This window comes from Gilliamella sp. W8128, from assembly GCF_016100545.1.
Classification (GTDB): domain Bacteria; phylum Pseudomonadota; class Gammaproteobacteria; order Enterobacterales; family Orbaceae; genus Gilliamella; species Gilliamella apis.
The window spans coordinates 291,508-311,625 of sequence record NZ_JACFSE010000001.1 but is presented as its reverse complement, the minus strand read 5'-3'; the positions used below and the strand labels follow the sequence as shown (position 1 = coordinate 311,625).

The following is a 20,118-nucleotide window of genomic DNA, read 5'->3' as shown; positions in this document are numbered from 1 at the left end:
ATTATTGTTTAAATAATCAATCTAATATGTTCGAACTTTCTACGAATTATTTTATCTTTAATTTTAGAGCTACATCCCAGTTTAAAGATTACTATTTCTGTTTCTATTGAGAATCATTCATCTAATTAACAAATAAAAAAAGCCTTTGATTCTACTCAAAGGCTTTTTATTAATTGGATTGAAATTATGCTTTAGCTGCATTATTTACACGTTCACGTAACTCTTTCCCAGGTTTAAAGTGAGGAATATATTTGTGTTTAACCTCAACATTTCCTCCTGTTCTAGGGTTTCTAGCTTTACGTGGTGCACGGTAGTTAAGACTAAAACTACCAAAACCGCGTATTTCAACGCGATCATTACTTTCCATCGCTAAAGCAATTTGTTCAATAATGTCTCTAACAGCATCATCAACAAGTTGCACAGGAAGGTGTGCCCGCCAGTTGACTATTCTTTCTGCTAAATCGGATCTGTTCATGGTCACTCCTAATTTATTTTATGTGGTATATATTTTATTCATTTTATACCACAAAAGAAAAAGAGGGCAAGCCCTCTTTACTCTTTGAATAAATATTTTTTACTCAGTTTTTGATGCTGCTTTAAATGCTTCAGCCATTGCGTTAGTAAATGATGCATCTTCTTGAGTTGCAGTATTATTTACAGCTGCTAATGCTTCTTTTTCATCAGCTTCATCTTTAGCACGTACAGATAGTGAAATTGCACGAGTTTTACGATCGATATTTACGATTTTCGCTTCTACTTCATCACCAACATTTAATGCAGTAGTTGCATCTTCAACACGTTCACGAGCAATATCTTGTGCTTTTAAGTAACCTTCGATACCGTCAGCGATTTCAACTGTTGCACCCTTAGCATCAACTGCAGTAACTTTACCTTTAACAATTGCGCCTTTTTTGAAGTTAGATGCAAAGCTGCTGAATGGATCGTCTTCAAGTTGTTTGATACCTAATGAGATACGTTCACGGTCAGCATCAACTTGTAGAACAACAGCTTCAATATCGTCACCTTTCTTATAAGCTTTAACAGCTTCTTCACCTGGCATATTCCAAGAAATATCAGAAAGATGTACTAGACCATCAATACCACCATCTAAGCCGATGAAGATACCGAAATCAGTAATTGATTTGATCTTACCGCTAACTTTATCACCTTTATTGTGTGATTCAGCAAATTGTAACCATGGATTTGGTTTACATTGTTTAAGACCAAGAGAAATACGACGACGTTCTTCATCAATTTCAAGAACTACAACTTCAACTTCATCACCTAAGCTAACTACCTTAGATGGATGAATGTTTTTGTTAGTCCAATCCATTTCAGAAACGTGTACTAAACCTTCAACACCAGTTTCGATTTCAACGAAACAACCGTAATCAGTTAAGTTAGTTACTTTACCTGTTACTTTAGTACCTTCTGGGTAACGTTTAGCAATTGAAACCCAAGGATCTTCGCCTAATTGTTTTAAGCCAAGAGAAACACGTGAACGATCTTTATCGAATTTAAGAACTTTAACAAGTAGTTCTTGACCAACTTCAACCACTTCACTTGGGTGTTTAACACGTTTCCAAGCCATATCAGTGATATGTAGTAAACCATCAACCCCACCAAGATCAACGAATGCACCGTAATCAGTAAGATTTTTGATAATACCTTTAACTTCAGAACCTTCTTGTAGATTTTCAAGAAGTTGTTCTCTTTCTGCGCTATTTTCAGATTCAATTACTGCACGACGTGAAACAACTACGTTGTTGCGTTTTTGATCTAATTTAATAACTTTTAATTCGATCTCTCTATTTTCAATATGAGAAGTATCGCGTAATGGACGAACATCAACAAGCGAACCAGGTAGGAACGCACGAACGCCATTAAGATCAACCGTAAAGCCACCTTTAACTTTACCATTGATAACACCTAAAACTGTTGCAGCATCTTCAACTGCTTTTTCTAATGTTAGCCACGCTTCATGACGTTTAGCTTTTTCACGAGATAAGATTGTTTCGCCAAAGCCATCTTCAATAGAATCAAGAACAACGTCTACAACGTCGCCAACTTGAACTTCTAATTCACCTTGGGCATTTTTAAACTGCTCTACTGGAATTGCTGATTCAGATTTTAAACCAGCATCAACTAAAACAACATCTTTGTCGATTGCAACGACAGTACCACGGATCATATTACCAGAACGAGTGTCTAGTTGATTTAAAGACTCTTCAAAGAGTTGAGCAAAAGATTCAGTCATATTTTTATTTACTTAAGTTAAATTTAACGTCCACATTACATCCTGTCCTGTGGGGTTGTTTATGTTACTCCACTTATATCCTTATAATGGAGCTTCGTTCACACAATAAGTTTACTTACAATATAAACTTATAGCGCAAGTTTTTCTTTTATATACATAATAGCTTGATTAAAAACATCTTCGATAGAGAGAGATGTGGTATCAATTATTAATGCGTCAACTGCAGGCTTTAAGGGCGCAACCGCTCGATTTCGATCTCGCTCATCACGCGCAGTTATCTCCTGCAAAATTTCGGGGAATTTAGCATGAATTTGCTTATCTTGCAACTGTTTCATTCTTCTTTCTGCTCTTGATTGAGCGCTAGCATCAAGAAATATTTTTACAGGGGCATCGCTAAACACGACTGTACCCATATCACGGCCATCGGCAATTAATCCAGGCAATTGTCGAAAATCACGTTGACGCTGTAATAAAGCTGTTCTTACTTCATTTATTGCAGCTACTTTTGAAGCTGCTCCACCAGTTTGTTCGGTACGAATCTCTTTTGAAACATCAACCCCTGCCAACAATGCTTTGACTTCATCATGACTGCTATCAAATGTTAACGGCAAATTCAATGCGAGCTCAGTTAGCTGATTAATATCATCTAAAGCAATATTTTTCTTTAACGCTGCTAGCGCTAATACTCGATAGATAGCACCTGAATCCAAAAGATGCCAGTTGAAGTGATTTGCTAACGCTTGACATAATGTACCCTTACCTACACCACTTGGCCCATCAACAGCAATAACAGGAATATTTTTTGTCATGTTATATTTCACTTAATCGTTTAAATTGTTCAAAATAATCAGGGAATGTTTTCATTGTACACTTCGGATCTAAAATAGTTACCGGCGTATCAGAAAGTGCAACTAATGAGAAACACATAGCCATACGATGATCATTATAAGTTTTGATTTCTGCATGGTTGAGTTTTGCAGGAGGAGTTATAGTAATATAATCCTCTCCTTCTTCAACAGTAGCACCAACTTTACGCAATTCGTTAGCCATAGCCGATAAGCGATCGGTCTCTTTTACTCGCCAATTGTATATATTTCGAATTGTCGTTGTTCCATCAGCAAAGAGTGCAGTGGTTGCAATTGTCATCGCTGCATCAGGGATATGGTTCATATCCATATCCACACCATTTAATTCCCCGCGAGAACACTCAATATAATCATCAGCCCACGTTATTTTGGCACCCATTTTTTCCAGCACATGGGCAAATTGAGTATCACCTTGTAAACTTTTTTTACCAACTCCAGTAACACGAACAGTGCCACCTTTAATTGCTGCTGCCGCTAAGAAATAGGATGCTGAAGAGGCATCACCTTCTACCAAATAGCTACCAGGAGATTGATAAGTTTGATTAGCTTTAATGACAAATGTCTGATATTGATTATTGATAACCGATACACCAAATATTGCCATCATTTTTATTGTAATATCAATATATGGTTTAGAAACTAGATCGCCAATAATAGTAATTTCAGTATCATTGCTAGCTAAAGGGGCTGCCATCAATAATGCAGTTAAGAATTGACTTGATACCGAGCCATTTACAGCAATCTTACCTCCAGTAAAACCACCATGGATATGAAGCGGCGGATAACCTTCATTTTCAAGATAATCAATTTTAGCGCCACCTTGACGTAATGCATCCACCAAATGACCAATTGGACGCTCTTTCATACGAGGTTCACCTGTTAATACAATATTATTATCGGCTAAACAAAGTGCTGCAGCTAAAGGACGCATAGCTGTCCCTGCATTTCCTAAAAATAGTTCTAATGGATGAGCAGAATGTAATTTACCGCCAACCCCTTCTATATCACAAATTGTTCGGTCATCTGACAGATGATATTTGATATTCAACGCTTTTAAAGCGTCAAGCATATAGCGAACATCATCACTATCAAGTAAATTAGTTAATCTTGTTTTGCCTTGACTAAGTGCAGATAATAATAGTGCACGATTTGATACACTTTTAGAACCTGGTAAATTAATAGTACCACTAAATTTTTTTATCGGTTGTAATGTCAAAGATAACATAATGACTCTCTTTAGTAATTTTAATATTCTTTAAAAATTTTCTAAGGTGGTTTTTAATAGATCGATTGCTTTATGATCTTTCGCACTATTTTGCCATAACTTATCAAATAAGTGGCGATAACGTTTAATTGCATCTTCTGAAGATGTTATTGAGGCAATCCCTGTGGTTATATTAGGTAGTTCACCTAATCGGAAAGGACTCATTGCCAATGCTAATGCCTCTTCATTTTGATAAAATATTTGAAAAGCGATGGATGGGATAGCTTGTTCCGTAATCGCAATTGTTGGTGCATAAGCTTGGTCTTCTATCAATTTGATCAAATGATAAATTTCTTTACGAGCCAATAACATTCTTTCAGACTTTTTACCTGGGGAAATGGTTAAATTACCAACCAAACCAATATGCAAAAATCGCTCAACATTACGTAAACTGATTAGATTAATCACTTTAGGTATAGATTGATAAAATTGTGTCTTACGCTCATTTAAAATCGATAATGATGTTGCATATCGTTGCGCGGCAATGGATTCACTCGACTCATTTAACATCATACCTAAATGGGAAAGGTAATCGGGTGAAGTTAATAGAAAAGAAAAAGGATCAAAATGAGAATAGATGTGCGTAGATTGTTCTTCTAATTGACGCATACGTTCAAAAAAACCATCACCGCTAGAATAGTATTCGGTATCAATACCTAGCAAACTAGCAAATGAAGTATCTAATAATGAGGCTAACCGTTCAAGTGTTTCTATTTTAACAATTTCGCCTTTTTCTAAACGGTAAACCGCAGCTCTAGAAATTTTAAGACTTTCTGCAACATCTTCAGCTCTGAGAGAAGCAGCGATACGGTAAGCCCGCAACCGCTGTCCGATAGCACAATAATCAATTGATCCAGTAATCATAATACACTCAAACTATTGGGATTTTGGCAGTGTACCATATGGTAGGTACAATGCCAATTTAATGTAATGATATTTCAGATTAAATGCCTGTTTGAGTCTTTTATTTTAATAATTCATTTTGTAATGATGATGCATTTTTAAATTCAGTATAGTCAGTGATAGCTTCAGGTTCTTTTTCTCCTTTTTCCGTTTTTCCTATCACTTGTGATGCTATTACTAAACCTTTTTGGTCAATAACAGTACTTTTATAAAAATCAATTAAATCTTGTTTAGTGATTTTCTTAAGAAGTTCTATTTTTTTATCACGCGAATCAAATTGGAAACGTGATAAACGATAATCTGAAATTAAACGTTCAAACTCTTCATCTAATGATTGAGGCGGCATTGTCTGTTCATCAATGATGCTTCTTTTATACTCTTCAATATCCTTATCAGTTAACGCATCTAATTTATTTAACATTGTTGGGTAAAAAGCTTGATAACGTTGTAATAGATAAGCAGGATCCCACTGATTAGTTTGCACAGCAAAACCCAGCCCGACTGATTCACCGATGAAAAATGGAAAAATACCTACAAGATAACCCAATTGTTCATGACTCCGTAATTGATCAAAAAACCATGGTGACATAATACTAGTTAATGTATAACCAACAACTTGACTTTTAGTCGGATCATAATTAGTTGGGAAATAAGTCATTAACAACGCGCTATCGGTACTTTTCGCTTGTTGGGTGATTCTCGCTGTAAACGAAGTTTTAATTGCTATATCATCCAAAGGAGTAAATTCAACATCGCGTTTTAATGTCTTTTGCACTGCATGATAAAGATCCAAAGAATCTTCATTTGAAATATTACCTAAACTAATCATATAAGGTATAGATTGGGTCATCAAGTTATCACGATAAGCTTCAACATCACTAATAGTGATAGTATTTGTAATTTGTCGTCTTTCATCTCGTTCAAAATAGTGTGGCAACTTAGATAATGCAAGAACTGGCTCTGACGCTAATCGAATACTTTCAAAATGATCTGCCCCATCAAGTCGTTGCAGATACCATGATTTAGCTAATGCTAAACTTTGTTCATCAATAGCCACTTGACGATAGCTATTAAGAATAGCCAATACCATTTCTGGTAAATGTTGATTAAAACCAGCAGCAGTTATCATTAAACCATTATCAGGACCAGTGGATAATGACATTCCGGCATTACCTGCTTGAAATTGTAATTGCGTTAAATCACGACTAACGATGTAATCAAGTAACTCAAAAGCAATCGACGTTTTTGCGTCTTTAAAAGCCTGATTATTACGTAAAGAAACTGCAATCACAGCCTTAGGATCATTATTAAAATAACGACTAACAAAATGAATATGATTCCCACGTTTACTAAATGTAGCTGGTTGAATTTGATCGCTATTTTGACGAATTATATTAAAATTATCTGGGATATAAGGATTTAATTCCGGCAAACTAAACGAAAAATCTTTAGCTAAATTAGTCCACGTTGTTTTTAATTCATCACTGATATTATCTACTTTATAAGGCGCATTGAGAAAATATGCAGTTTTATCGGTAGTTTGATTTGGGGCAATCAACCACACTCTGGCATTGTCAGGAGTAAAACTTTTGATTCGATTGATGATAGCTTCTTTATTCAAATGTTCCGCAACATAATCCGCATCTAATACATTTTTAACCGGATAAAGTAGCATCTGATCTGATAACCATTCGACATAAGACATATCACGGTTAACATCTTTATACTTAAAGGATAAAGCAAAAACTTTTTTTATCTCATCATAATAAGCTTCTGAAACGCCCTGTTTTTCAATTAATTGTAAATAATTGAATATAGCTGCAATCACTTTGTCTTTTTGCGCCAAGCCTTCATCAGTTAAAATGACATTAATATTAAATGTTCCACTATTACCATAATATTTACTATCACAAGTTGCTTGAATAGCTTCAATCAAACCTTGTTTTTGTAGCTGATCAGCTAAAGTATTTTTACTATTATTACTAATTAAATAGATAAGGTACTCATTGGTTTTATCAGTAAATTTATCGATATCATTTTCAATCGGAAATTTTAAAGACAACATTTTTCTAGGTTGAGCCGGTAACATGGTAATTTCTTTACCAGTAAACTCCTGAGTAATCGCTGGTTTGGTAATTGGCGGAACGACTATATTTTTATTAGGAATTTGACCGTAAGTAGATTCAGCTAAAGTTTCCAATTTTTCAATGGATTGATTACTGTAAATAACCCCCACCATAATATTAGCTGAATAATATTTATCATGAAAGTTAACTAGTTCATCTTGTAATTTACTATTATCTTTATCACTTAAAGTTTCTAGATTTCCTCCCGAAAATTGTGCTGCTGGGTGATCAGGGTTAATTGTTTCAGAATCAACTTGCTGAATACGAAAACCATCACTTGAGCGATACATCGTCATTTCTGCATTGACGGCATTTCGTTCTTTATCAGCAAATTTAGGATCAAAAATTGGCTCAGCAATCGCATCAGCTAAATAATCTAATGCAGTATTAATTACACCATTTTCAACTTCAAAGAAAAATGCGGTGCGATTACCGCTAGTAGACGCGTTATAGTTACCTGCATGTCGCGCCAAAAATTCTGTAAAACTTGACGGTTTAGGATACTTTTTCGATCCCATTAGCACCATATGCTCTGTGTAATGGGCTAAACCTTGTTGAAGCACTGGATCATATAATGAACCAACAGGCAAAGCTATAGAACCAAGAGATTTAGTCGCTTTTGGATCTGAAACTAATAAAACTCGCATTTTATTATCAAGTTCAATGACTTCATATTGACGATCATCTCGTTCGCTTTGCTGAACTTTATTTGATAACACAGAATGTTCATGCTTATTCTCAATAGCAAATGAACTATTAAATGTAAAAACAGTTAATGCAGTAATAAATAGTGTTTTAGTTTTCATGTTATTCATAGAATTCTCGCCTAATTTAAAAGACAGTATAATCGAAATATAAATATAAATGAAAAAGAATAATTTATTATTTGGAATACAAAATTACAGTCAAAATTTAAGAATATAAAGGTATATAGAAGGTATGATTAATTACAGCTTTATTAATAGAAGAGAGCAATATAGCGATAGCCGATTTCGCAAGAAAAAAGCAATTATCTAAAAGATATGGTTAAACTAACATTATCGTATTAAAAATACAATAAATTAATAAATAAAAAGGGCCAAAAAATAGCCCTTCCTCATTAATTAGATCATTAATGGTGTTTTCATTGTTAATCTTAATTACCAAGTAATCAATTAATGCTCACGTGTTTTTCTAAATTCCACATCTGGATAACGTTCTTGTGTTAGATTTAGATTAACCATACTCGGCGCAATATAAGATAGATTATCACCACCATCTAGTGCTAAATTTTGCTCACATTTTCGTTTAAAATCTTCAAGTTTCTTACCATCACTACATTCAACCCAACGAGCCGTTGTTACATTTACTGGCTCATAAATCGCTTCTACGTTGTATTCAGATTTTAAACGCGCAACAACTACGTCAAATTGCAACACCCCTACCGCTCCAACAATTAAATCATTGTTGGCAATTGGACGGAATACTTGTACAGCACCTTCTTCTGAAAGCTGAACTAAACCTTTTAATAATTGTTTCTGTTTAAGAGGATCTTTTAAACGAATACGACGAAACAGCTCAGGGGCAAAATTAGGTATACCGGTAAATTTAAGATCTTCACCCTGAGTGAAAGTATCACCAATCTGTATAGTGCCATGATTATGTAAACCAATAATATCACCAGCATAAGCTTGTTCAACATGATCTCGATCACCAGCCATAAAGGTTAACGCATCAGAAATGTTCACATCTTTTGCGATACGAACATGACGCAACTTCATGCCTTTCTCGTATTTACCCGATACAATACGCATAAAAGCAACTCGGTCTCGATGTTTAGGATCCATGTTGGCTTGGATCTTAAATACAAAACCAGTAAATTTTTCTTCAGTAGCGGCAACTTCACGTTTATCGGTCTGGCGAGGTTGAGGCGTCGGAGCCCAAGCTGTCAAACCATCAAGCATATGATCAACACCAAAATTCCCAAGCGCTGTACCAAAAAATACTGGGGTTAAATCACCAGATAAAAATGCTTCCAGATCGAACTCATTTGATGCACCTTGTACTAATTCAAGCTCATCACGAAGTTGCTGTGCTAAATCGTCACCAATTGTGTTATCGAGATCTGGATTATCTAAACCTTTGATAATACGAACTTCTTGAATAGTATGACCTTTACCTGTTTGATAAAGATAGGTCTCATCTTTCGCTAAATGATAGACGCCTTTAAATAATTTACCACAACCAATTGGCCAGGTAATTGGTGCGCACATGATGTTAAGTTCGTTTTCAACTTCATCAAGCAACTCCATTGGATCACGTATATCACGATCAAGTTTATTCATAAAAGTCAAAATTGGCGTATTGCGTAAACGCGTTACTTCCATCAATTTACGTGTTCTATCTTCAACACCTTTTGCCGCATCAATAACCATTAAACAGCTATCAACAGCCGTTAATGTTCGATAAGTATCTTCCGAAAAGTCCTCATGCCCAGGAGTATCAAGTAAGTTAACTAAACAATCATTATAAGGAAATTGCATAACCGATGTGGTGATCGAAATACCACGCTGTTTTTCCATTTCCATCCAATCTGATTTAGCGTGCTGAGCATTTGCACCACGCCCTTTAACCGTACCCGCAGTTTGAATCGCTTGTCCAAACAACAATACTTTTTCGGTGATAGTCGTTTTACCCGCATCTGGGTGAGAGATAATAGCAAAAGTACGACGAGCCTTAACTTCGTCTAAATAAGCTTGTTCTGTCATAAAATTAATCAATTTAGCTAAGCAAAAATAATGGCGTATTCTAACAGGTCTACATATATATTGCCATTGAAGAAGACTATTTTGCTATTTGCCTTATTGATATATCTATGCATAATAGCGGCATTTAATACTGATGATGATATAATCACTATTTGGTAATAGTGTTTAATATTAGAAATATCTGAGAATAACCATTAATATGAATATTCGTGACCTAAAATTGTTTTTACATTTGTGTGAGACATGTCATTTTAGTATGAGCGCTGATGCAATGCATGTTAGCCCATCCACACTTTCAAGGCAAATCCAACGCCTTGAGGAACAATTTGGCCATCAATTATTTATTCGCGACAATCGACAAGTTCAAATTACTCATGAAGGCGAAAAAGTTAAACGATTTGCTCTACAAGTTGTAAATCTACATCAACAATTAAAGCACGAGTTAGATCAATCTACTCAACAATTGGTCGGAGAATTAACATTATTTTGCTCGGTAACGGCTGCCTATAGCCATTTACCTGATATATTAGATCGCTTCCGCATGCATTATCCACTAGTTGAAATAAAACTATCTACTGGTGATGCCGCTGATGCAGTTGAAAAAATTCAATCTAATCAGGCTGATCTTGCCATTGCAGGCAAACCTAAACAATTACCAGCTGGTGTTGAATTTATAAAATTAGGTGAGATTGAAATGGTCTTATTAATTCCTAAACTCAATAGCTCATTTAGTGATAAGTTACATCAAAAAACGCCGGATTGGCATAACATTCCTTTCATTTTGCCAGAACATGGCCCCAGCCGACAAAGAATTGATTTATGGTTCAAACAACAAAAAATAACCTGTCCTAGAATTTATGCAACAGTTGCAGGACATGAGGCAATTGTATCTATGGTTGCTTTAGGATGCGGTGTGGCATTATTGCCAAAAGTGGTAATGGAAAACAGCCCAGAAAGAGTACGCGAGCGAATTACTGAATGGTCAACCAATTTAATGCAACCATTTGATGTCGGTATATGCGTTCAAAAAAGACGATTATCTGAAAAAATTATTTCGGCGTTTTGGGCTCTTGGAAAGCAAAATTTACCGTCTAATGAATAAATTATATAATCAATCATAAAATGGAAAACTAAACTAATTAAAAAATGGGAAGCTGCTGTAATGACCTTAATAATCAGAAATATAAAAACTTTAACATCATTACTATTTTTACCACTACTTACAATTCCGAATATAGGCTATACCGAGCAAAACAATCCCTACAAACCAAAACCACAATGGATTACTATTCACAGTTCAAATTACTATGATGGTGATAGCGACGATCTGGTTACAGCCGGCATTGGCTTCACACCTTTATCATCAATGATACAAAAATTCAAATTTGCTGATCCAGCTAATCCCACGACGCAGGAGCTTCGTCGAGCCAAACTAAATCGTTTTATTGATACAAAAACTGGAGAGGGTCAATTATTTGGCTTTAAACAGAAAAACTTGTCACCATTGTTTGACGGAAAAATAGCCGGTAGCGAAATTTTAGCGACACTTAAAGAAGGAAATGTCGGTATTCTATTACAAATTCCCGTTGATTTTGATAAGAAAAAACCATGTATAGTGGCCGTTCCCGCTAGCAATTATGACGGTTTATATAACGCCAAAGATATGCAAATTCGTGGGCTTTGGGGACTAAAACACAATTGTGCAGTAGTTTATAACGATAAAGGATTGGGGAATGGTATTTACGATATTACAAATCAGCAAGGTTTCACTATAGAAGGAAAAATTGCAAAAGATAATCTATTATTTAATCCTAAGATTAAAAATAGAGAAATTTTTATCGAAAATAATCCAAATAGATATGCCGTTAAACAGTTACATTCAAAACAAAATCCTGAACATAATTGGGGCAAATATATTTTAAATTCTATTGAATTTGCACTTTATGAAATAAATGATAGATTTTCAGCCACAAACACTCGCGATTTTAACGCGGATAATACGTTGATATTAATCTATGGAGCTGAGGATGGTGCTAGTGCAGCTTTGAAGGCTGGTGAATTAGATAAAAATGGTATCATTGATGGTATTGTTGCGGTTAATCCACAAATACAACCAAACCCAGATATTACCTCACTTTCAATCCAAAATAAAACTAGTGCTAGAAGTTTAAAATATAATTCAATTCCTGATTATGCTACCTTAGCAGCACTTTATATTCCTTGTGCCATCCCGGCAATTGAGCCTAATAAGTCAGACAATAATGTTCCTTATGCGTTAAAATATCTTTATTCACAAAATCGCTGTGATGCACTAAAAAAAGCTAAATTATTAACTACAGGAACACCTAAAGAAGCCCTAGACAAATTACATGATTATGGTTGGCGACCAGAGATGGAGATCCAGTTACCCTATTTTTATTATAAAGAGTCTATTGCCTTTCCGTATCAATATATCAGTTCATATGGTCGTTTTGATGTTACAGAAAACATGTGCGATTATTCTGTGGCCAGCACTCAACAAGATCGACTCTATAATTTTGGCGAAGTAATGCCGTTAAAAGAAGTAAACTTCTCTGAAATATGGTCACTATCTAATGGTCATTTACCTATTTGGGCAGATAAAGATGTTACCGCTATTGATCTTGTTGTAAATAAAGATATCGTTTCACCAAGACGAGCATGGTACTCAAGTTCTGAAATTGAAAATCAAATAGATTATGGTATTAAAGGAGCAATTTGTTTACGAGAAAAAATAACCGAGAAACGAGTTATTGATGGACTCAAACAAGTACAAGCAACCGGAAATTTAAATAAAATTAAAACGTTTATTGTACATGGACAAAATAATGTCAAACAGTTAATAGATCATACATCTCGCCCTTATGTTGCTTTAAATAGTGCAGTAGAAGGAAAAGAATCACAACTACGTTATATCGAAGTTGAAAATGCTAGTTATCTCGACGGCAAATCACCATTTGATAATACATTATTGGCTATTGATTATTACGGTGAAGATGCCATTGAGTGGTTATGGGCTAATCTAACTAACAATACGACATTACCTGAAAGCCAGATAATTCGTACTAAGCCAAGAGGAGGCAGCATTGGTCAAGCTCCGCAAGCGACAATTGAAAACTTAGTACCAATAACTCAAAAACCAGATATCAATAACTTAATAATATTGGAAGATAAAAAAATCGCTCTACCTTAATAAAACTATTTGATTTTTTTAATGGTTATCGAATGAGTTTATATAACTAAATTATACGATAACCATTGTCTCATTAACTTATGCCGATTTTACAAATGTACATATTTTCGGGTATAAATCAAAAAAAAGTATTTCTAATGCATTATAATTTTGCTTGATATCAATAATAGTTTCTTGCAATAAATAAAGCTTTGGTCTTCGCTGTGCCATACCTTTTAATACTTTCGCAATAAAATCGATTGAAGCGTAATTTTCTAGCCAAGATTCTCGCCACATTGCATTCATAAAAGATTGGTAATTTTTTGGATAATCAATAATATATGGCTGAATATGCCTTTTAGTCATAATATTAAATGACGATAAAGTTTGACTTGAACCAAAATCATGCCAATACTTTGATAAAAAATGGTCCCAAACAATATCAAGCGTAATTGGAGCAACACGTTGATGACTATTTCTAAATAACATTTTTGCTTGTTTAACAGAGGGAAAACTATCAGTAAGATTATCAACTTTTCGATGCAACATAATGCCATCAGCTATCTCTGTCGGATACTGCTGATAAGGATCACCTTTTACAAAATCAGCAACTGTATTGCCAATTAACGAGCTATTGGCAATTGTTGCTAAATGTAAATGCGCAAGAATATTCACAACTCTCTACCAGCCATCAATCACGATGTTTAAATTCGCCTTCAGCAAATCCTTCTCGCCAATAGCTGGTGATCTGAATTGCATTAGGTTCTAAATTAAGATATTTATCTTTGATTGAATGGCGTAATTGTTGTGCTAATGATCTTTCCATTCCTCCCCAAAACAATATATTTTCTTGATCACTCAAATCAATGTTCATTACAGCTTCAATTAATTGATTAGGAGCATTTACATCCTTAACGAACCATTGAACTGTTACATTTTTGTTGATTGGGAGCTCAACAATATCCGTTTTGTGGTTAACTTCAATAAAAGCTAATGCTTTTTGAGAACTAGGTAAATTTTCTACGGTATAACATATAGTTGGCGCTGCAGAAATATCGCCCATTAAAACTAAAAATTGATTATCAAATTCTAATTTACCTGCGGTACCAACAATACCAACTTGATCGCCTACTTTAGCCTTTTGAGCCCAACCCGTCGCTAATCCATGAGAATGAATAGCAAAATCAATGATTAACTGATTGGTGGATTCATCATAACCACGAATGCTATAACTACGCGCTAATTGACGAATTCGATCACTTACCATGATTTTATTATTTTCGTCTAATTGCGGAAAAGTAATTTCATCAGTCAAAGGATCAGCAAAGAGTAATTTTAAATGAGGACAGATCCAATTAGGGTTGACCATCAACGGCTTATCACAGCTAAAATGCAAACGTAAAAAACTATGAGATAACTGTTCAACTTTAATAACTGTTAATAACGCATTAATAATTGCTTTTCTTGGCTTCTCTTGCATATGATGATCCTTATATTGTTGATATAACAGAAACATCATACAACAAAAAATAGCTAATACTATTAATTTTGACTATGAAAATATAAGTTAATTTATAGTTAATTAACGATATCGTTATTAAGCTGTCACTGAAAAACCCCTTTCCTCAAAATTTGAGGATTACCCAATTATTAATAAATCTAACTATTTGATATATAGTGCCTATATATCATACTTATCTGAAATTATACGAAAAATAACCTACTTAATAATAATTTCAGAAAATAACTAGATCATGTTTTGAATAATTGTTTTTTTATATTTTTGATGAACTCTTTATCTGTATCGATTATATGGCTATCGCTTTGCCAATATTTTAAATAAATGAGTTGTTGTTTACTTAATTTTAATTCTATTTTGTATAGTTTTTTATCTATATCCGCTGGCTCCGACGCCGACGCCTTGCTCGTTTTCAACGGCTCGATGTCGGCTTTTGACATTTCGTTCGCTACTCTCTCTTCATGCCAACGTCGCTTTAACCACTGATGATATTGTTCAGTATCGTAATCCATTCTAAGCTCAGCGCCAAAAACGGTTTTCACCGCTTTTGGCAATCGCTCGGTCAACTTTGATTCGGGAAAACCACACACCACAATCTGACGATTAGGATATTTTTTAAACTGCATAAAACGTAGATTTAGGCAACAGCCTAAATGCTCAGTTAAAAGAAAAGCGCCTTGATTATAAGCACGCAAAAACATACCTTCTTTAAATAGTAATATACCTTTAAATTGATCTTGTTGATAAAATTTTTGTAACATCTTCATAATGATTCTTGTCTAATAAGTAATAACCCAATTTATTTTCTACAAAGAGCGTTCGCATAGTGAGTACGATATGTTGGCCCAAGAAAAAAATCATATGGTTGTTGCCCGACAAAACCATCATGACTATGAACTACAAATCCCAATCTAGGATTATCCTTATTAATTTCCTTAGCCCAATAATTTCCAACAAATGAACTTATATCACGGCTCATTTTTTGCCAATTTGAATCAGGATAACCATCCTTAGTAACCCATCCCCACTCACCAAATACAGATTTCCCGATTTGTCTGGTAGCACTATTACTAAGATGATCTAAAGAGGTTAGGTTATAAAAATCATAAGCTCTAGGTGAATCTGAAAGTTCTGTTATAGATAGCATGTTATTACGACCGCCACAAATCTGCACTGCTTGCTCAATAGTGATCTGCCCAATATGTGGAATAACCCATATATCAGTAGGATTAAAAGTATACTCATGGATGACATTATTATTTCGAATCAGTGTTGCACGTACAGTAACTGGTCCTGTAGGTTTATCATTTAATGTAATATAACCCCTACTATCTATACTGACTTTATTACCAGGATTAATTGGAATACTGAATTCATAATCCATTTGATTACCCGTCATAACTAGCTGAAATTTTGCCCCAGAAAATCCTGTAGTTGGAAATTTTTTCCCTGATGACTCAGTCGGATTAACTTTATAGCCCATATTAGGGACATAATCACTTGAATAACCACCGCCATTCTTTGGATCCCTTTGCGCAAAATTAGGATCATTCCAACTATAACTATCATCTGGGTTAATACCATCCCATTGATATTCAGGCACTAGTTCTGTCGCATAAGGTTTGGCATAACACAATTCAGATTTTACTGCAATTTTGTAGACCTTTTTTATTGTTACAAAATCACTTTTTCTCGGTTGACCATATTGCGAGAAAGTTTGTACTTGATTAGTTATTTCTAACATTAATGGCATTGGATAACCACTTCCACAACCAATTATCTTATTTTTATCGCTAGTAGAAATTTTATTGCCATTAGCATCAAACCATTGCCAAGTGGTTTCCGTGGTTAGAAATGGTTGAATAGGATCGATATCATCACCGTCTCGATCTTGATAATTCATTCGATTGTCTAATGATTGATAATTAAATCGCTGTATGGCAAATTGATTAAAAGTTAAATTAGCATCAAACTCTTTAATTTCGTTTTCTTTGATATTACCGCTAAATTCACTATAAAATACACCGTTTACCATAAAACCATGTTTATCTGCAGCTATTTGTGTATTTATAACTTCAGGGTTATTCCCGTGAATAACGTTAACAGTTTGAACGGTTAAAGCATTAATATTAAAGCTCAATAATAAGGAGAATAAATATAATGAATAAATTAAATTGGATGATTTATATGAATAACGTATCTTTATACGTAATTGACTAAAATTTTTTATTGATAAGTGTTTATATGCCCGATGCCCGATGCCCGATGCCCGATGCCCGATGCCCGATGCCCGATGCCCGATGCCCGATGCCCGATGCCCGATGCCCGATTAAGACCATATTTTAACATATTTTCGCTAATCCTTGCTATAATTTACATATAATTTTCAAACACATACATTAAATATCATAAAAAAAATAATATTATTCTAAATGGTGAATGTAAAAAAATACATCTGTTACATAGTAAAGTAAAATATTAGATTTGTAATAACTTTTTATGTAAAAATTTGTTAATGAAATACTTTACATTGATGGACAATTTATTCATTTTACAATTAAAAAACTCTTATTACAGTTCTCGCCTTTCCTCAAAATTTTTGACCTGTTTTTGTCGTTGTTCTCGATCGAAAAATGTCCATGCAACAAAACGGCTAATTTTTTTACCTTGAGCCATGGGTATAATTTGGTATTCAGTTACGGATGCTTTTTTTAATTGTTGTTTTATCCTTGTCAGCGATTCTTTTTTCGACACTAACGAAGTAAACCATAGACATTGTGTTTTATAGTTAACACTTTCGGCAATCATTTTGGCTATAAATGCACTTTCTCCTCCTTTGCACCAAAGTTCAGCATGTTGTCCTCCAAAATTAAGCACAACTTGATCTTTTTCTGAACTTAATTTACCCAATTTTTGTAGTTTTGTATGAGCACTCGCTTGAGCCTGTTGCTTTGAATTATGAAAAGGAGGATTGCATAAAGTTGCCAAGTAAAATTCTTTCGGCTTAATGATATTTGCAAAAATAGCATCGCTGTTGGGTTGTAAACGACATTGTAGGTTATTTTTTAATAATTCATTAGATTTTGCTATTAACGACGCAACCTTGATTGATGTTGGATTGATATCACTACCTACAAATGACCAATCATATTCAGCACAACCAATAATTGGATAAATGGCATTGGCACCAACCCCAATATCTAACATGCTAATTCTCTTACCTGTTGGGATCTTATTCTGATTATCTTGAGCTAATAAATCAGCCAAATAGTGGATATAATCTGCTCGCCCTGGAATTGGAGGGCATAGGTAATCGTCTGGAATATCCCAATAAGAGAGTCGATAATAGTGCAATAAAAGTGCTTTATTTAGCATCTTCACAGCAACAGGATTAGAAAAATCAATCGTTACCCGACCATATTGGTTAGGTTTAACAAAGTTAGATAATGCTGGTAACGTTTTAATAAGTAAATCAAATGGGTAACCATTAATATGCTTATTACGTCGATGTAAAACATCTTTATTAATCATTGGCGATGTTGTCTGCATGAATAATCCGATATGAAAAATTGCCGGCTATTATAGCCTTTTTACATAAATATGCGAAAATAGCCAAAGCTTTTAGGTTAAAAAAACCCCTCTCCTCAAATTTTTTATTACTGTTAAACTAAATTTTATTTAAGTGTAACTAATTCGAAAATTAATTGTGGATTTGTTATAATCTGCCACTTTCAATTCACATAATAACGCAATGAAACGTCTATCCAAATTATCAATAATACCATTTATTAGTTTAATGCTAATCTCTTTTCAACTACATGCAAGCGAGTTTAATGGGCAGGAGTTATCGTTATTTTGGACTATCCCATTTGTTGGAATTTTGCTTTCTATCGCATTATGTCCACTATTTTTAGCCCGACTGTGGCATCATCATTATGGCAAAATTGTTTTGGTTTGGACGTTACTATTTCTAGGCTCTGCATTATTTTCTTTTGGCTTATCTACCACAATTCAATTAACAGCTCATGCCATTATTGAAGAGTATATCCCTTTTATATTATTACTGTTGGCATTGTTCACTGTTTCTGGTGGTATCCTTATCAAAAGCGATAAAATAAGTACGCCAAAATCAAATGTTATTTTATTAGCCATTGGTGTGGTATTCGCTTCAATTATGGGAACAACTGGCGCAGCTATGTTAATGATTCGGCCATTACTGCGAGCTAATCGGCAACGACACCATTCAGTTCACACAGTAATTTTCTTTATCTTTTTAGTCGCCAATATTGGTGGTGGTTTGACGCCGTTAGGTGATCCACCATTATTCATTGGTTTTTTAAAAGGAGTGGATTTTTTCTGGACTGTTAACCATATGTTATTGCCAGTTATTTTGACATCAGGTTTATTACTCATCATCTATTATTTTATCGATAGATATTATTATGTTAAGCAATATGGCAATATTCCCCTTTCTCAAAGGTCAGAAGTAGTTAAATTATACGGTCTAAAAAATATCGGTTTGCTAATGGCGATAATTGCTAGTGTGCTTTTATCTGGTATTTGGCATCCAGCGATAAATTTCATGTTATTAGGATCACAAATTGAATTAGAAAATCTAGTTCGTGATGGTCTTTTTATTGCTATAACGATTCTTTCAATACTGATCACGCCAAAGCAAGTACGAGCTGGCAATGAATTTAATTGGGATCCAATCAAAGAAGTTGCCAAACTATTTATTGGTATCTTTATTACTATAGTGCCCGTTCTGGCAATTTTACGTGCCGGTAATGATGGCACGTTAAGTTCAGTAGTATCATTGGTCACCAGTGAACAAGCCACACCAATAAACAGTATGTATTTTTGGTTATCGGGTTCATTGTCAGGATTTTTAGATAATGCACCAACTTATCTGGTGTTTTTTAATTTAGCATCCGGTAATGCAACTACTTTAATGACCACTTATGCAGACACACTATTGGCAATTTCAATGGGTTCCGTATTTATGGGGGCATTAAGTTACATTGGTAATGCACCTAACTTTATGGTTAAAAGTATTGCCACACAACATAAAATTATTATGCCAAGCTTTTTTGGCTATATGAAATGGTCAATAGGGATTTTAATCCCAATATTTATTATTGATAATTTGGTATTTTTTGTATTGTAAATGTTCCATAGTTCGTTATAAAACATTAAGATAAATTTCAATTGCAACATCTATGAATTTGTGTGGGTAACAATGATAG

General features: G+C 34.3%; 15 protein-coding genes. 3 read left to right on the top strand and 12 right to left on the bottom strand.

The window, feature by feature from the left end; all coding sequences use genetic code 11:
* Window positions 1-184 precede the first annotated feature (184 nt).
* The 7 genes from ihfB to prfC all read right to left on the bottom strand — a co-directional run bounded on the left by ihfB (window position 185) and on the right by prfC (window position 10,163).
* The gene (gene ihfB / locus H3U97_RS01405) at window positions 185-475 is read right to left on the bottom strand and encodes an integration host factor subunit beta (protein ID WP_034901983.1); all 291 of its coding nucleotides are present in this window, start codon (window positions 473-475) and stop codon (window positions 185-187) included.
* Between the two features lie 99 nt (window positions 476-574).
* A complete protein-coding gene (rpsA, locus tag H3U97_RS01400; protein ID WP_034901981.1) occupies window positions 575-2,257 on the bottom strand; it encodes a 30S ribosomal protein S1 in 1,683 nt (560 codons plus the stop codon).
* Window positions 2,258-2,385: 128 nt separating this feature from the next.
* A complete protein-coding gene (gene cmk, locus H3U97_RS01395; protein WP_034901979.1) occupies window positions 2,386-3,066 on the bottom strand; it encodes a (d)CMP kinase in 681 nt (226 codons plus the stop codon).
* Window position 3,067: 1 nt separating this feature from the next.
* Window positions 3,068-4,351, bottom strand: a complete 1,284-nt coding sequence (gene aroA, locus H3U97_RS01390; RefSeq protein ID WP_370545667.1) for a 3-phosphoshikimate 1-carboxyvinyltransferase — start codon at window positions 4,349-4,351, stop codon at window positions 3,068-3,070.
* Between the two features lie 27 nt (window positions 4,352-4,378).
* Window positions 4,379-5,251 carry a helix-turn-helix domain-containing protein gene (locus tag H3U97_RS01385; protein ID WP_065651838.1) on the bottom strand — a complete coding sequence of 291 codons (873 nt, stop codon included), beginning with the start codon at window positions 5,249-5,251 and terminating at the stop codon, window positions 4,379-4,381.
* A gap of 100 nt (window positions 5,252-5,351) precedes the next feature.
* Entirely contained in the window at window positions 5,352-8,231 is a 2,880-nt protein-coding gene (gene ptrA, locus H3U97_RS01380) for a pitrilysin (RefSeq protein ID WP_198197703.1), read from the bottom strand.
* A 339-nt stretch (window positions 8,232-8,570) separates the two neighbouring features.
* Window positions 8,571-10,163, bottom strand: a complete 1,593-nt coding sequence (prfC, locus tag H3U97_RS01375; RefSeq protein WP_086357175.1) for a peptide chain release factor 3 — start codon at window positions 10,161-10,163, stop codon at window positions 8,571-8,573.
* Between the two features lie 199 nt (window positions 10,164-10,362).
* On the opposite strand from prfC, the gene ilvY reads away from it, so the two are divergent.
* Both ilvY and H3U97_RS01365 read left to right on the top strand, forming a co-directional pair.
* Window positions 10,363-11,265 (top strand): HTH-type transcriptional activator IlvY, encoded by a 903-nt coding sequence (ilvY, locus tag H3U97_RS01370; protein WP_034901974.1) that lies wholly within the window; start codon window positions 10,363-10,365, stop codon window positions 11,263-11,265.
* A 60-nt stretch (window positions 11,266-11,325) separates the two neighbouring features.
* Window positions 11,326-13,374, top strand: a complete 2,049-nt coding sequence (locus H3U97_RS01365) for a 3-hydroxybutyrate oligomer hydrolase family protein (RefSeq protein ID WP_198197701.1) — start codon at window positions 11,326-11,328, stop codon at window positions 13,372-13,374.
* A gap of 78 nt (window positions 13,375-13,452) precedes the next feature.
* On the opposite strand, the gene H3U97_RS01360 is transcribed toward H3U97_RS01365, so the two are convergent.
* The 5 genes from H3U97_RS01360 to rlmF all read right to left on the bottom strand — a co-directional run bounded on the left by H3U97_RS01360 (window position 13,453) and on the right by rlmF (window position 18,421).
* On the bottom strand, window positions 13,453-14,028 hold the full coding sequence (locus tag H3U97_RS01360; RefSeq protein WP_034901972.1) for an ACP phosphodiesterase: 576 nt from the start codon (window positions 14,026-14,028) through the stop codon (window positions 13,453-13,455).
* Between the two features lie 16 nt (window positions 14,029-14,044).
* Window positions 14,045-14,833: a siderophore-interacting protein gene (locus tag H3U97_RS01355; RefSeq protein WP_065579273.1), complete on the bottom strand. Its 789-nt coding sequence runs from the start codon at window positions 14,831-14,833 to the stop codon at window positions 14,045-14,047.
* A 272-nt stretch (window positions 14,834-15,105) separates the two neighbouring features.
* A complete protein-coding gene (locus H3U97_RS01350; RefSeq protein ID WP_065579274.1) occupies window positions 15,106-15,639 on the bottom strand; it encodes a hypothetical protein in 534 nt (177 codons plus the stop codon).
* Between the two features lie 32 nt (window positions 15,640-15,671).
* Entirely contained in the window at window positions 15,672-16,907 is a 1,236-nt protein-coding gene (locus H3U97_RS01345) for a hypothetical protein (RefSeq protein ID WP_198197699.1), read from the bottom strand.
* Between the two features lie 536 nt (window positions 16,908-17,443).
* Window positions 17,444-18,421 (bottom strand): 23S rRNA (adenine(1618)-N(6))-methyltransferase RlmF, encoded by a 978-nt coding sequence (gene rlmF, locus H3U97_RS01340; RefSeq protein WP_065579276.1) that lies wholly within the window; start codon window positions 18,419-18,421, stop codon window positions 17,444-17,446.
* A 202-nt stretch (window positions 18,422-18,623) separates the two neighbouring features.
* On the opposite strand from rlmF, the gene H3U97_RS01335 reads away from it, so the two are divergent.
* Window positions 18,624-20,039, top strand: coding sequence for a sodium:proton antiporter (locus H3U97_RS01335; RefSeq protein WP_198197697.1), 1,416 nt, complete (start codon window positions 18,624-18,626; stop codon window positions 20,037-20,039).
* The last annotated feature ends 79 nt before the right edge of the window (window positions 20,040-20,118 follow it).

Coding starts and splice junctions, on each gene's coding strand:
- cmk (WP_034901979.1), bottom strand. CDS start 3,066: ATGACAAAAAATATTCCTGTTATTGCTGTTGATGGGCCAAGTGGTGTA.
- H3U97_RS01350 (WP_065579274.1), bottom strand. CDS start 15,639: ATGAAGATGTTACAAAAATTTTATCAACAAGATCAATTTAAAGGTATA.
- H3U97_RS01335 (WP_198197697.1), top strand. CDS start 18,624: ATGAAACGTCTATCCAAATTATCAATAATACCATTTATTAGTTTAATG.
- rlmF (WP_065579276.1), bottom strand. CDS start 18,421: ATGCAGACAACATCGCCAATGATTAATAAAGATGTTTTACATCGACGT.
- H3U97_RS01385 (WP_065651838.1), bottom strand. CDS start 5,251: ATGATTACTGGATCAATTGATTATTGTGCTATCGGACAGCGGTTGCGG.
- H3U97_RS01355 (WP_065579273.1), bottom strand. CDS start 14,833: ATGCAAGAGAAGCCAAGAAAAGCAATTATTAATGCGTTATTAACAGTT.
- H3U97_RS01365 (WP_198197701.1), top strand. CDS start 11,326: ATGACCTTAATAATCAGAAATATAAAAACTTTAACATCATTACTATTT.
- ptrA (WP_198197703.1), bottom strand. CDS start 8,231: ATGAATAACATGAAAACTAAAACACTATTTATTACTGCATTAACTGTT.
- rpsA (WP_034901981.1), bottom strand. CDS start 2,257: ATGACTGAATCTTTTGCTCAACTCTTTGAAGAGTCTTTAAATCAACTA.
- ilvY (WP_034901974.1), top strand. CDS start 10,363: ATGAATATTCGTGACCTAAAATTGTTTTTACATTTGTGTGAGACATGT.
- ihfB (WP_034901983.1), bottom strand. CDS start 475: ATGAACAGATCCGATTTAGCAGAAAGAATAGTCAACTGGCGGGCACAC.
- prfC (WP_086357175.1), bottom strand. CDS start 10,163: ATGACAGAACAAGCTTATTTAGACGAAGTTAAGGCTCGTCGTACTTTT.
- H3U97_RS01345 (WP_198197699.1), bottom strand. CDS start 16,907: ATGGTAAACGGTGTATTTTATAGTGAATTTAGCGGTAATATCAAAGAA.